Consider the following 12,381-nt stretch of genomic DNA (forward strand, 5'->3'; position numbering starts at 1 on the left):
TCGGAGGTCTACGCGGGTCAGTTTTGCGTCACTTCGAGTGATGTGACGCAAGTTTGAACTTCTCGTGACGCTGCGTACTGTTGTCACGGTGACATGCTCGTTTCCATAGCGATATCGCGCCTTACGCGTGAATTCACGTAATCCGAATTCGTTCTGCGTGAACGCCGGGTGACCTTGTGCGGTTTGCCTCCGCCGATCGCCGATCGGCTGGCCAGGACGGACGTACGGCGGATCTCAGCCAACGCTCAGCTTCCGGGCCGTACCGTGAGCCGAATGAAATCGCCGTTGTCGGCCGCCCGGCTTCGCCGTGCCCTGCCCACCGGTCGTCGAGGGGTCGCCGCGTCGGTGGTCGTCGTCCTGTTGGCGGCGGTCGTCGGCTGGGCGGTCTGGCCGGACCGGCCGGACTTCCGCACCGAGTCGACCATGCTCACCGTGCGCTCCGGGCCGGCCGGTGACGAGCCCGTCGACCTGGACACCACGTTCTACCTGCCCGAGGGCGCGTCGGCCGACCGGAAGGCACCGGCGGTGCTGCTGGCGCACGGCTTCGGCGGTACGAAGGACTCCGTCCGCGCCGACGCCGAGGACCTGGTGGGGCAGGGCTACGCGGTGCTGACCTGGACGGCGCGGGGCTTCGGCCGCAGCGGCGGGCAGATCCACCTGGACAGCCCCGACTACGAGGTGCGCGACGCCCAGCGGCTGCTGGACTGGCTGGCCGCCCGCCCCGAGGTGCGTACCGACACCGCCGGTGACCCCCGGGTCGGGGTGGTCGGTGGCTCGTACGGCGGCGGGCTGGCCCTGCTGCTGGCCGCGCAGGACCCCCGGGTCGACGCGATCGTCCCCATGATCACCTGGAACGACCTGTCCCGCGCCTTCCTGCCGGAGAGCACCGGCAAGCCGGCCACCGAGGGCGTGTTCAAGAAGGGTTGGGCCGGCATCTTCTTCGGCGGCGGCGGCAGCGCCGGTTCCGGGCCGGCCGGGCTCTCCGGCAACACCGCCGCCGTCCAGCCGGAGGGCGCTCCCGCGTCGGCCGGTGCGCCCAGCCCGCAGCCGGGCGACGGGCCGGGCAGCCGGTCGCCGCGTGCCCCGGGAGCCGCCGCCGACCCGTCCTGCGGCCGGTTCGCCGCCGACGTCTGCGCCGCGTACCTGCGGATCGCCACCACCGGGCGGGCCGACCAGGCGGCGGTGGACCTGCTCCGGCGTTCCTCCCCGGCCGACGTGCTGGGCCGGATCAAGGCCCCCGCCCTGCTGGTGCAGGGCGAGGCGGACACCCTCTTCCCGCTCACCGAGGCGGACGCCAACGCGCGCGGCATCGCCGCCGCCGGCACCCCCGTGCGGGTGGCCTGGTTCACCGGCGGCCACGACGGCGGCACCGGGCCGACCAGCGACTCCGACCGGGTGAAGTACCTGACCGTGCAGTGGCTGGACCACTACGTCAAGGGCACCGGCGCGGCCCCCGGTGACGACTTCACGTTCTCCCGGATCGCCGGCTTCGACGCCCTCGACCGGGGACTGGTCGCCACCGGTTACCGCACCGCCGACTATCCCGGGGTGACCGGGGACACCCGGCGGGAGGTGCCGGTCACCGGGACGGCGCAGCCGGTCGCGAACCCGCCCAACGGCAACCCGGCGGCGATCTCGGCGATCCCGTTCGCCGGTTCGCTCGGTTCCCTGCTCGACGGGGTGGCCGGTGACGTGCCCGGCCAGCACGCCCGGTTCGAGTCTGCGCCGCTGACCGAGGCGGTGGACGTGGTGGGCGCGCCCACCGTCACCGTCCGGGCCGCGTCGGCGACCGGCGAGGCGGTGCTGTTCGCGAAGCTCTACGACGTCGACCCGGCCGGCGCGGCGACGCTGCCGGACGGGCTGGTCGCCCCGATCCGGTTGACCGGGCTGCCGGCCACGATCGACGCCGCGCAGCCGGTCCAGGTCACCCTGCCGGCGATCGTCCGCCGGGTCGAGGCCGGGCACCGGCTGCGGGTGGTGCTGGCCACCGCCGACCAGGCGTACACCACGCCGGCCGCGCCGGCCGTATACACGGTGGCGGTCGACGGGGCGGTGAGCCTGCCGACGGTCACCGCCACGCCGATCCCGACCACCGCGACGGTGTGGCGCTGGGTGCTGGTCGGCCTGCTGGCCGCGATCGTGGTCGGGCTCGTCGTGGTCGTCGCCGTGGTCCGCCGCCGGCACCGCCGCCAGGACGACTCCGTCCACCCCGAGTACGCGGGCATCCCGCTCGCCGTCCGCGACCTGCGCAAGGAGTACGCGGACGGGTTCGTCGCGGTGTCCCGGGTGGACTTCGAGGTGCACCCCGGTCAGGTGATGGGGCTGCTCGGCCCGAACGGCGCGGGCAAGACCACCACCCTGCGGGTGCTGATGGGGCTGACCCAGCCGACCGCCGGGGAGATCTACGTCTTCGGGCACCGGCTGGTGCCCGGCTCGCCGGTGCTGTCGCGGATCGGCGCGCTGGTGGAGGGGCCCGGTTTCCTGCCGCACCTGTCCGGCCTGGAGAACCTGAAGGCGTACTGGCGGGCCACCGGGCGGCCGTGGGCCGACGCGCACTTCGACGAGGCGTTGGAGATCGCCGGCCTGGGCGACTCGGTGCACCGGCGGACCAAGAACTACAGCCACGGGATGCGGCAGCGGCTGGCCATCGCGCAGGCCATGCTGGGCCTGCCGGAGCTGCTGGTGCTCGACGAGCCGACCGATGGCCTGGACCCGCCGCAGATCGCGGAGATGCGTCGGGTGCTCCAGCGCTACGCCACCGACGGCCGGGCGGTGCTGGTCTCCAGTCACCTGCTGGCCGAGGTGGAGCAGACCTGCACGCACGCGGTGGTGGTGAACAAGGGCCGGATCGTCGCCTCCGGCCCGGTGGAGGAGATCGTCGGCGAGTCGCCGAGCACCCTGTTCGAGGTGACCGACCAGGCCGCCGCGCGGGAGGTGCTGGGCCGCCTCGACGCGGTGCAGGTGCTGACCGCCGACGACGCCGGTGGGCTGGTGGTGGACACGAACGGGACCGCCCGCAGCGAGGTGGTGGCCGAGCTGGTCCGGGCCGGGATCGGGGTGGACCGGGTGGTGCCACGGCGTCGCCTGGAGGATGCGTTCCTCGCCCTGGTGGGCGAGAACTCTCGGGGAAGCGGTGACCGGTGATGGCAGGTTCTTCGGTGGGTTCCCCGTCGGGTGTGGGGGAGTTCGGGCCGGGTGGGGCGGCGGCCGGCTACCGGCCGGGGGCGACCCTGCCGTTCGGGGCGGAGTTCCGCCGGCAGGCGTCGCGGCGGCGTACCCAGTTGGCGCTCGGGTTCATGGTGCTGCTGCCGTTGATCATCCTGGTGGCGTTCCAGTTCGACTCCGGGGACGACGACGGCGGGGGCGGGGGCGAATTCGCCAGCCTCGCCGACCTGGCCACCTCGGGCGGGCTCAACTTCACCCTCTTCTCGATCCTGGTGTCGGCGTCGTTCCTGCTGGTCGTGGTGGTGGCGCTGTTCTGCGGTGACACGGTGGCCAGCGAGGCGAGCTGGGGCAGCCTGCGGTACCTGCTGGCAGTGCCGGTGCCCCGGGCCCGGCTGCTGACGGTGAAGCTGTTGGTGGCGCTGGCGTACTCGGGGCTGGCCCTGCTGTTGCTGGCCGGTACGGCCCTGCTCGCCGGCACCCTGCGCTACGGCTGGTCGCCGCTGACCAGCCAGGTCGCCGCCGAGCTGACCCCGACCGAGGGGCTGGTAAGGCTGCTGGCGGTGCTCGGCTACCTGGCGGTGGTGCTGCTGGTGGTGGCCGGGCTGGCGTTCCTGCTGTCGGTGGTCACCGACGCCGCGCTGGGTGCGGTCGGTGGTGCGGTGCTGCTGTGGATCCTGTCCAGCATCCTGGACCAGATCACCGCGCTGGGGGTGCTGCGCGACTTTCTGCCGACCCACTACAGCAGCGCCTGGCTGGGCCTGCTGTCCACCCCGATGCAGACCGACGACGTGGTCCGGGGCGCGATCTCGGCGGTCAGCTACGCCACCCTGTTCTGGGGACTGGCCTTCTGGCGCTTCACCCGCAAGGACGTCACCAGCTGACCCCCGCCCGCTCGCCGTAGAGCAACGGGGTCGATGTTGCGCTATCGCCGCCGGCGGACACCGCGACACCGGCCCCGTTGAGTCGATCATTCCGTCGTCGGGGCGCACCCGCCGTCGTGGCCGGCGGTGCGACCGCAGCGGCCGGGGCCGCCGAGCGGGGCGTCGCACCAGACCCGGGTACGCACGGACTGCCGGTCCTCCGGCGACAGGGTCGTCTCGCCGAAGTCGACGGCGAGCACGTGCCCGAGCGAGCGACGCAACGCCACCGCCAGGGCGGCGACCTCGTCGACGCTGGTCAGCCTGGTCGGCAGGTGGATGATCCAGCATGGGTCGGTCACCGTGGCCACCACCTGTTCCGGGCGGCTCTCGTCCGGCGGCAGTCGGTGTGCCCCGATCCCCACCGTCGCAGCGCCACCCGGATGCGCTCGCCCTCGGTGGTGGCGGTCGCCAGGTCACGGGTGACCCGTTCCAGCTCGTCGGCGACCTGGTCGAGGAAGGCGTACACCTGCTCGGGGTCGAGGCCGCGCCACCGACGGGTGCCGAAGGTGACGGTGCGGACGTGCTGCGGCAGCAGCCGCCGCCCGGCTCGATAGATCATCCTGTGTGGCCTCTCCTCGTTCGTCGGGGTGCGCGGTGCGCTTCAGCGGGTCGTGGGTTGCGCCCCCGACAACCCGCCGGTGTACGACGCCAGCGCGGCGACGGCCGAGGTCAGGCTCTCCACCATCAGGTCGAGCTGTTCGGCAGCGTGCTGCCACTGCCGCGCCGTCGTCTCGGTGTCGTGCCGCCCCTGCCGACGGGTGGCCGCCCCGGCGGGACCGGTGACCTCGGTGGGTGGGGCGTCGGCGGGGGGCGCGTCGCGGAGCTGTTGGCCGGCGGCGGTGACCCGGGCCGGGAGCCGCCGGATCCGATCGGCCGCCGCACTCCACTGGCTGCCGACGGTGTCCAGCACCTCGACCAGCTCACCGATGGTGCTCGGCTCCGCATGTCCGGCGGTGCCCCGGAGTCGGCGTACCCCGTCGGTGACCTGCTGGTCGACCTCGCCGGCCAGGTCGAGGGCATCCTCGCCGCTGCGCCGGGCCAGCCGGAGCGCCGGGTGCGTGCAGCCTGCGCCGACGCGTTGCAGCAGCACCATGGCGGCGGCCACCCCGAGGTACGTCTCCCGCAACTCGGCGGCCACCTGCTCGACCGCCCAGATCGCACTGGCGACCGGCACCTCCGTATTCGTCTCCACCGTGCCTCCTCTGCCCCGGCGCTGTCCGGGTCTATTCCCGGAGGGCGAACCGGCCCTGGTGCCAACCCGGGCGGCTCGCCTCCATGTTATTGCGCCTAGTGACATAGGTCAACCAAGCGCTTGAGGTGAGTTGCACAACGTGATCAGATGGGATTGCCAACCCGGGAGGATCACCATGCCCGCGATTCCGCTGAGCTATACCGATATCGCCGCCGACATCACCAGCCGGATCAAGGGTGGCGAGTATGAGCCGGGGGCCAAGCTGCCCTCCTACTCTCAGCTCGCGGACCTCTATTCCGTCTCGTTCTCCACCGCTGCACGAGCCGTGGCGCTGCTGCGTGACCGGGGTGTGGTGATCGGCGCCCCAGGGCGCGGAGTGTTCGTCCGCGAGGTGGGCAACTCGTGACGCTCGCCTCCGACGGGGGTGGCGAAGGTGGTTCGAGGGATTGGTCGAGGATGCCGCCGAGGTGCTGACGTGGGCCTCATGATCATTGACGGTTCAGAGAGACGACACGCCGTGTCAAGTACTCGTAAACGTTAAATGATCATGGACGTCGACCTGTGCCCACACCGGCGGTGCGGCTCCCACCATTACCGGAGCGCGGCCTGCGGGAGCGGTACGACCTTGTCGAGTTGCCGTTCGAGGCTGAGTGGGTCATCGAAGAACTCGACGTCGCTGACCGTCCGCAACTCGGCGACGATCGCTGCCGGCCAGTCGCGCGCCGAGCCGTCCAGCGCCGCGACCCGGCTCTCTCGCGCGATCGTCGACAGGCCGAAGACGTGGTAGCAGTGTTCGGCTGCCTGATCGGGATCACGCAGGCTGACGGCCTGGACATAGGCCGCCTCGCTGTCATTGGCGACCCGCAGGGTGACCGAGCGGTTGCGCCCTGACTCCAGCGGAATCGGAGCGTCCCGTTGAAGCTCGCGGCTGCGCCCGGCCCAAGCGGTGACCCGGTCCGTGACCCGATCGACGAACCCCATTCCCGCCTGCCGTGGGGCGAGCCATCGCAACTGATCGGCGCGGAGGGAGGCCTGGGCGACGTCGAGCACCAGCTTGCCCAGATCATCAGCGGCCCCGAAAGTCGTGATCTCACCGGGTGCAGCGTTGACCCCGTTCAGGCCGGCCCCGACCATGAGCTCGGCGAATGCCTCGGCAGCGCGGCCGGTGGACAGATTCACTCCAGCCATGGCCAACAGGGAGGCAGCGGCTGCACGATCGGTCACCCGGTAGCCCGATCCCATCGGCTCGACCAACACCCGCACTCCGTCGCCGTCGCCGTAGGTCAGCGGCAGGTCGACCAGCAGGCCGTCGCCGTACGGGCGTACGACGGTGTTGTCGTTCACCGCTTTGAGGGCAACAACGACCTTCGTCGCGTTCATCGTCATCTCCCGTCATGGCTCCGCTGGCCGTGGGCCGCCGGGTCAGCCGGTGGTGGGGAGGGAGACGGTTACCACCAGGCCGCCGTCGGGGCGGGGGACGGCCCGCACCGTCCCGCCGTGCGCCCGCGCCACCGCCCGCACGATGGACAGCCCCAGGCCGAAGCCCCGCTGACCGGCGACCCGTTCCCGGTTGAGCCGGCGGAACGGCAGGAACATCGTCTCGATCTCGTACCCGGGCACCACCGGCCCGCTGTTGCTGACGGTCAGGGTGGCCCGACCGTCGACCACCGCCGTGGCGACCGAGAGCCAGCCGTCGGTGTCGACGTTGTGCCGGACGGCGTTCTCCACCAGGTTCTGGGTGAGCCGTTCCAGCAGCACCGGGTCGCCGGCCGTACGCGCCGGGGCCAGTTCGCGGGTGACGGCGAGCGCGGTGGACCGGCCGGTCTGCTCCGCGACGTGCCCGGCGATCTCGGCGAGGTCCACCTCGGCGTGTTCGGCCAGCGCGTTCTCCGAGTCGGCGAGGGTGAGCAGCCCGTCGATCAGCCGTTCGTGACGTTCGTTGACGGCCAGCAGGGTCTCCCCGAGCTGTCGGACCTCGGGTGAGGCGTCCGGCCTGGTGATCGCCAACTCCACCAGGGACCGGTTGATCGCCAGCGGGGTACGCAGCTCGTGTGAGGCGTTGGCGACGAAGCGCCGTTGCCCGTCGAAGGACCGGTCGAGGCGTTCGAGCATCAGGTCGAACGTGTCGGCCAGCTCCTTCACCTCGTCGGTCGGCCCGACCAGGGCGATCCGCTCGTGCAGCCCCCGGCCCGCGCCGTCGGCGCCGGCGATACGGCGGGCCGTGCCGGTGATCTGCTGCAACGGCTGCAACGCCCGGCCGGCGACCAGCCAGCCGAAGGCGACCGCGGCGATGGTCACCACGGCCAGTGCCACCCCGCCCTGGGTGAGCAGCGAGTCCAGGGCGTCGCGGCGGGCGTCGTCCTGCACCTGTCGGACGATGGTGCGTAGGTGTTCGGCCTGGCTGGCGCTGATCTGGGTGCCCTGCGGCAGCGAGACCGACTCATTGCCGCCGCTGCCGCGCAGGTTGAACCCGAGCCCGTGGGCGAGCCGCTGGTCGACCAGCACGTACGTCACGGCGAGCAGCACCGTGCCGGCGAGCAGGAACAGGCCGCCGTAGATGATGGTCAGCCTGGCCCGGATGGTCGGTTTCCTCATCGGATCTGGTACCCCACTCCGGGCACCGTCTCGATGACCGGCGGGTCACCGAGCTTGCGTCGCAGCTTCATCACGGTGACCCGCAGCACGTTGGTCATCGGGTCGATGTGCTCGTCCCAGGCCCGTTCGAGCAGGTCCTCGGCGGAGACCACCGCGCCGTCGGCGCGTAGCAGCTCGGCCAGCACGCTGAACTCCTTGCGGGACAGCGGCACGAAGTTCCCGTCCCGGGTGACCTGCAAGCGGGCCGGGTCCAGGACGATCCCGGCCCGGCTCAGCTTCGGCGGGGCGGCCGGGCGGGTACGCCGGGTCAGCGCGTGCACCCGGGCGCTCAGCTCGACGAACGCGAACGGCTTGGTGAGGTAGTCGTCGGCACCGATGGCCAGGCCGGCGACCCGTTCCCGGACGGCGGCGGCGGCGGTCAGCATCAGGATCCGGGTGTCCCGCTCGGCCCGGACCAGCGCCCGGCACACGTCGTCGCCGTGCACCACCGGCAGGTCCCGGTCGAGCACCACCACGTCGTAGCCGTTGACGCCGATCCGTTCCAGGGCGGCGTCGCCGTCGTACGCGACGTCGACCGCGAACGACTCCCGGCGGAGCCATTCGGCGATCGCGTCCGCGAGCAGCTTCTCGTCCTCGCACACCAGTACGCGCACCGTTACATCCTCGCCCACGCCGGGATAACCACCGCGTTAACGCCACCGCTTATGCCCTGGATACCGCCTCAGGAGTTGAGTTATCCCTAATGCCGGCTCTCTGCCGGCCGGAAGGGAGACCGACGATGCGACGAAATCCACTGAGCCTGCTGCTGGCCCTGCCCGTGGTGGCGGCCCTGGCCCTGAGCGGCTGCCAGTCCGACGGCGACGACGACCCCGGGGTGGCCACCGCCGGTGGTGGTGGCGCGGAGCCCTCGGTGTCCGCCGCCGGGCTGAGCGACGAGCAGCGCCAGCTCAAGTTCACCACGTGCCTGCGGGAACAGGGCCTCGACGTGCCGGACCCGGAGCCGGGGCAGAAGGGGCCACGGTTCGACGCGGGGGCGGACATCGACCTGGGCAAGGTGCAGGCGGCGCTCCAGGAGTGCCGCGAGTACGCCCCCAACGGCGGGCAACCCCGGCAGCTCGACGCCGAACAGACCGAGCAGGTCCGCAAGCTGGCCGGCTGCATGCGGGAGAACGGCGTGCCGGACTTCCCGGACCCGGCCGCCGACGGGCGCATCCAGCCCGGCAAGGCCAACATCGACCTGAAGGACCCGAAGGTGCGGGCCGCGTTCGACAAGTGTCGGGAGATCATGCCCAACCTCGGTGAACGCCGGAGGACGTCATGAGCACCACGGCCCGACCCGTCGAGTCGACCGCCACCGCACCCGACGAGCCACCGGCCCGGCGGCGACGCCCACGCGCCGGGGTCCTGCTCGGTGCGGTGGCGTTGCTGGTGGTGGCGGTGGCGGTCGTGGCGGTCACCTCCGCCACCGACGGCCAGGCCGACCGGTCGGCCGCCGTGGACCGGCCGCCGGCGACCGCCACCGTGACCCGGCAGACCCTGGTCGACCGGGAGACCAAGAACGGCGAACTGGGGTACGGCACCCCGCGCGCCCGGGAGAGCCGGCTGGCCGGGACGGTCACCTGGCTCGCCGCGGGTGGCGCGACGGTCAAGCGGGGCAAGGCCCTCTACCGGATCGACGACGAGCCGGTGGTGCTGCTCTACGGCAGCCTGCCCGCGTACCGGATGCTGCGTTCCGGGGTCAGCGGCACCGACGTCAAGCAGTTCGAGCAGAACCTCGCCGCGCTCGGGCACACCGGCTTCGACGTCGACGAGGACTTCACCTCGGCGACCGCCGACGCGGTCCGCGACTGGCAGGAGGACCTGGGCCTGCCGGAGACCGGTCAGGTCGAACCGGCCCGGATCGTCTACGCCCCGGGCGAGGTGCGGGTGGAGAGCCACGGCGTGGAGGTGGGCGACACGGTGGGCGCGGGCAAGGTGGTGCTGTCCACCACCGGGACGGCCCGGCTGGTCACCTGCACCCTGGACGTCGAGGACCAGCGGCTGGCCCGCAAGGGCGCGAAGGTGACCATCACCCTGCCGGACGGCACCCGCAGCACCGGCAAGGTCGACACGGTCGAGACGGTGGTGCAGACGACGGCGGCGTCCGGCAAGGACCCGGAGACCGAGACCAAGATCGAGGTCACCGTCACCGGGGACGACCCGAAGGTGCTGGCCGGCTACGACAAGGCGGCGGTGGATCTCGGCCTGATCGCCTCGGAACGCGCCGACGTGCTCTCCGTACCGGTCGCGGCGCTGCTCACCCTCGCCGAGGGCGGTTACGGGCTCCAGGTCGTGGAGGACACCGGCACCCGGATCGTCGCGGTGCGCACCGGCCTGTTCGCGGACGGTCGGGTGGAGGTCTCCGGCGAGGGGGTCACCGCGGGGCTGACCGTGGGGATGCCCGGTGACTGAGCCGGCCCGGCCCGCCGGCCCCGACCACGTGGTCGAGCTGCGCGACGTCACCAAACGGTACGGCGACACGGTCGCCGCCCTCGGTGGGGTGTCGATGACCGTCGACCGGGGTGCCCTGGTGGCCATCGTCGGCCCGTCCGGGTCGGGGAAGTCCACCATGCTCAACGTGATCGGCACGCTGGACCGGCCCAGCTCGGGCGCGGTCCACATCGACGGGTACGACGCCGCCCGGCTGTCCGACCGGGAGCTGTCCGCATTGCGGGCCAGCCGGATCGGGTTCGTGTTCCAGCAGTTCCATCTGGCTGCCGGCGTACCCCTGGTGGAGAACGTGGCGGACGGCCTGCTCTATGCCGGGGTGCCCCGGCGGGAGCGGCGGCGGCGGGCGGAGGCGGCGCTGCGACGGGTCGGCCTGGGGCACCGGCTGGACCACCGGCCACATCAGCTCTCCGGCGGCGAGCGGCAGCGGGCGGCGATCGCCAGGGCGGTGGTCGGTGAACCGCCGCTGCTGCTGGCCGACGAGCCGACCGGCAACCTCGACTCCAGCTCCGGTGCGGGGGTGATGGAGCTGCTGCACGAACTGCACGCGGCCGGCACCACCGTCGTGGTGATCACCCACGACCGGGAGATCGCGGCGAGCCTGCCCCGGCAGGTGCAGATGCGCGACGGGCTGATCGTGGCGGACTCCGCCGCGCCTACCGAAGGGGTGCTGCGATGACCACGACACCGGTGCGGCCGACCGGCGCGCGACGTCGGGGTGACGCCGGGCGGCCGGAGCGGCTGCGCCCGGCCCGGATGAGCCCGCGTGACGTGCTGCGGGTCGGCGGCGTGGGACTACGCACCCGGCCGCTGCGGGCGTTCCTGTCCGCCCTGGGCATCGCCATCGGCATCGCGGCGATGATCAGCGTGGTCGGCATCTCGTCGTCGTCCCGGGCCGACCTGGACCGGACGCTGGCCGCCCTGGGCACCAACCTGCTCACCGTCGCGCCGGGCAGCACCCTGTTCGGCGCGGACGCCCAACTGCCGGTCGAGGCGGTCGGCATGATCAGCCGGATCGCCCCGGTACGCCAGGTGTCGGCCACCGCGCAACTGGCCGACACCCCGGTCTACCGGTCGGACCGGATTCCGGAGGCGCAGACCGGCGGCCTGGGCACCCAGGCGGTGGAGCTGGACCTGCTCGACACCGTCGGTGGCTCGCTGGCCAGCGGGACCTGGCTCAACGAGGCCACCGCGAGGTATCCGGCCACGGTGCTCGGGTCGGTGGCCGCGCAGCGGCTCGGCCTCGGTGCGGCCGGACCCGACATCCAGGTGTACGTCGACGGGCGGTGGTTCACCGTGATCGGCATCCTGCGGCCGGTCCCGCTCGCCCCGGAACTCGACTCGTCGGCGTTGGTCGGCTGGTCGGCCGCGACCACCTACCTCGGCCTGGACGGGCATCCGACCCGGATCTACACCCGCTCGGCCGAGCAGCACGTCGAGGCCGTCCGGGCGGTGCTGGCGGCGACGGCCAACCCGGAGCAGTCCAACGAGATCCAGGTCTCCCGGCCGTCGGACGCGCTCGCCGCCCAGCAGGCCACCGACGAGGCGTTCACCGGCCTGCTGCTCGGGCTCGGCGCGGTGGCGTTGCTGGTCGGCGGGGTGGGGGTGGCCAACACCATGGTCATCTCGGTGATCGAGCGGCGGGCCGAGATCGGGTTGCGGCGGTCGCTGGGCGCCACCCGGGGGCAGATCCGGACCCAGTTCCTCGCCGAGTCGCTGCTGCTGTCCGCCCTGGGCGGCGTCGGCGGGGTGCTGCTCGGCGGCCTGGTCACCGCCGGTTACGCCAGCTCGCAGGGGTGGCCGACCGTGGTGCCGCTCTGGGTGGTGGCCGGCGGTATCGGGGCGACCATCGCCATCGGTGCGTTGGCCGGGCTCTACCCGGCGATCCGGGCCAGCCGGCTCTCGCCCACCGAGGCCCTCGCCACCCCGTGACCGCCCCGGGCCCGCCCGGCGGCACCTCGCCCGGTGGGCGACGTGCCGCCGGGTGACCCCCGATCCGCGCGCCACACCCGTGCGGGCAGG

At 72.6% G+C, this 12,381-nt stretch carries 13 protein-coding genes; 7 read left to right on the forward strand and 6 right to left on the reverse strand.

Features of this window, described 5'->3' with window-relative positions; translation table 11 throughout:
• Positions 1–273: 273 nt before the first annotated feature.
• Both ACWCHM_RS31820 and ACWCHM_RS31825 read left to right on the forward strand, forming a co-directional pair.
• Positions 274–3,144 carry an alpha/beta fold hydrolase gene (locus ACWCHM_RS31820; RefSeq protein ID WP_454221066.1) on the forward strand — a complete coding sequence of 957 codons (2,871 nt, stop codon included), beginning with the start codon at positions 274–276 and terminating at the stop codon, positions 3,142–3,144.
• A complete protein-coding gene (locus tag ACWCHM_RS31825; protein WP_088643199.1) occupies positions 3,144–4,046 on the forward strand; it encodes an ABC transporter permease in 903 nt (300 codons plus the stop codon). Before ACWCHM_RS31820 ends, ACWCHM_RS31825 begins: the two co-directional genes overlap by 1 nt.
• A gap of 86 nt (positions 4,047–4,132) precedes the next feature.
• Here the strand turns inward: ACWCHM_RS31825 and ACWCHM_RS31830 are convergent, their stop codons facing one another.
• From ACWCHM_RS31830 to ACWCHM_RS31840, 3 genes are read right to left on the reverse strand one after another with little or no spacing between them, the layout of a single operon-like run.
• Entirely contained in the window at positions 4,133–4,393 is a 261-nt protein-coding gene (locus tag ACWCHM_RS31830) for a hypothetical protein (RefSeq protein WP_454221067.1), read from the reverse strand.
• On the reverse strand, positions 4,381–4,644 hold the full coding sequence (locus tag ACWCHM_RS31835; protein WP_204957539.1) for a DivIVA domain-containing protein: 264 nt from the start codon (positions 4,642–4,644) through the stop codon (positions 4,381–4,383). Before ACWCHM_RS31835 ends, ACWCHM_RS31830 begins: the two co-directional genes overlap by 13 nt.
• A 42-nt stretch (positions 4,645–4,686) precedes the next feature.
• Positions 4,687–5,277, reverse strand: coding sequence for a hypothetical protein (locus ACWCHM_RS31840; RefSeq protein WP_454221068.1), 591 nt, complete (start codon positions 5,275–5,277; stop codon positions 4,687–4,689).
• A 175-nt stretch (positions 5,278–5,452) separates the two neighbouring features.
• Between ACWCHM_RS31840 and ACWCHM_RS31845 the strand changes: the two genes are divergently transcribed.
• Positions 5,453–5,683, forward strand: coding sequence for a winged helix-turn-helix domain-containing protein (locus ACWCHM_RS31845; RefSeq protein ID WP_454221070.1), 231 nt, complete (start codon positions 5,453–5,455; stop codon positions 5,681–5,683).
• A gap of 185 nt (positions 5,684–5,868) precedes the next feature.
• On the opposite strand, the gene ACWCHM_RS31850 is transcribed toward ACWCHM_RS31845, so the two are convergent.
• Genes ACWCHM_RS31850 through ACWCHM_RS31860 form a run of 3 tightly spaced genes read right to left on the reverse strand, consistent with a single transcriptional unit; the run spans position 5,869 to position 8,525 of the window.
• On the reverse strand, positions 5,869–6,657 hold the full coding sequence (locus ACWCHM_RS31850) for a hypothetical protein (RefSeq protein WP_454221072.1): 789 nt from the start codon (positions 6,655–6,657) through the stop codon (positions 5,869–5,871).
• A gap of 42 nt (positions 6,658–6,699) precedes the next feature.
• The gene (locus ACWCHM_RS31855; protein ID WP_454221073.1) at positions 6,700–7,872 is read right to left on the reverse strand and encodes a sensor histidine kinase; all 1,173 of its coding nucleotides are present in this window, start codon (positions 7,870–7,872) and stop codon (positions 6,700–6,702) included.
• Positions 7,869–8,525: a response regulator transcription factor gene (locus ACWCHM_RS31860; protein WP_454221075.1), complete on the reverse strand. Its 657-nt coding sequence runs from the start codon at positions 8,523–8,525 to the stop codon at positions 7,869–7,871. The genes ACWCHM_RS31855 and ACWCHM_RS31860 overlap by 4 nt, the downstream gene beginning before the upstream one ends.
• A gap of 125 nt (positions 8,526–8,650) precedes the next feature.
• Here ACWCHM_RS31860 and ACWCHM_RS31865 point away from each other — a divergent pair, with 125 nt between their 5' ends.
• The 4 genes from ACWCHM_RS31865 (at position 8,651) to ACWCHM_RS31880 (ending at position 12,291) form a co-directional block, all read left to right on the forward strand.
• Entirely contained in the window at positions 8,651–9,193 is a 543-nt protein-coding gene (locus ACWCHM_RS31865; RefSeq protein WP_454221076.1) for a hypothetical protein, read from the forward strand.
• On the forward strand, positions 9,190–10,323 hold the full coding sequence (locus ACWCHM_RS31870) for a peptidoglycan-binding protein (RefSeq protein WP_454221077.1): 1,134 nt from the start codon (positions 9,190–9,192) through the stop codon (positions 10,321–10,323). The genes ACWCHM_RS31865 and ACWCHM_RS31870 overlap by 4 nt, the downstream gene beginning before the upstream one ends.
• A 28-nt stretch (positions 10,324–10,351) precedes the next feature.
• On the forward strand, positions 10,352–11,038 hold the full coding sequence (locus ACWCHM_RS31875) for an ABC transporter ATP-binding protein (protein WP_204958155.1): 687 nt from the start codon (positions 10,352–10,354) through the stop codon (positions 11,036–11,038).
• A 77-nt stretch (positions 11,039–11,115) separates the two neighbouring features.
• The gene (locus ACWCHM_RS31880; protein WP_204958156.1) at positions 11,116–12,291 is read left to right on the forward strand and encodes an ABC transporter permease; all 1,176 of its coding nucleotides are present in this window, start codon (positions 11,116–11,118) and stop codon (positions 12,289–12,291) included.
• The last annotated feature ends 90 nt before the right edge of the window (positions 12,292–12,381 follow it).

The organism is Micromonospora sp. SCSIO 07396, assembly GCF_053667945.1.

What these genes read in the sequence shown, in the direction of transcription:
- ACWCHM_RS31820 (WP_454221066.1), top strand. Translation starts at nt 274, where the DNA reads ATGAAATCGCCGTTGTCGGCCGCCCGGCTTCGCCGTGCCCTGCCCACC.
- ACWCHM_RS31825 (WP_088643199.1), top strand. Translation starts at nt 3,144, where the DNA reads ATGGCAGGTTCTTCGGTGGGTTCCCCGTCGGGTGTGGGGGAGTTCGGG.
- ACWCHM_RS31835 (WP_204957539.1), bottom strand. Translation starts at nt 4,644, where the DNA reads ATGATCTATCGAGCCGGGCGGCGGCTGCTGCCGCAGCACGTCCGCACC.
- ACWCHM_RS31845 (WP_454221070.1), top strand. Translation starts at nt 5,453, where the DNA reads ATGCCCGCGATTCCGCTGAGCTATACCGATATCGCCGCCGACATCACC.
- ACWCHM_RS31850 (WP_454221072.1), bottom strand. Translation starts at nt 6,657, where the DNA reads ATGAACGCGACGAAGGTCGTTGTTGCCCTCAAAGCGGTGAACGACAAC.
- ACWCHM_RS31855 (WP_454221073.1), bottom strand. Translation starts at nt 7,872, where the DNA reads ATGAGGAAACCGACCATCCGGGCCAGGCTGACCATCATCTACGGCGGC.
- ACWCHM_RS31865 (WP_454221076.1), top strand. Translation starts at nt 8,651, where the DNA reads ATGCGACGAAATCCACTGAGCCTGCTGCTGGCCCTGCCCGTGGTGGCG.
- ACWCHM_RS31870 (WP_454221077.1), top strand. Translation starts at nt 9,190, where the DNA reads ATGAGCACCACGGCCCGACCCGTCGAGTCGACCGCCACCGCACCCGAC.
- ACWCHM_RS31880 (WP_204958156.1), top strand. Translation starts at nt 11,116, where the DNA reads ATGAGCCCGCGTGACGTGCTGCGGGTCGGCGGCGTGGGACTACGCACC.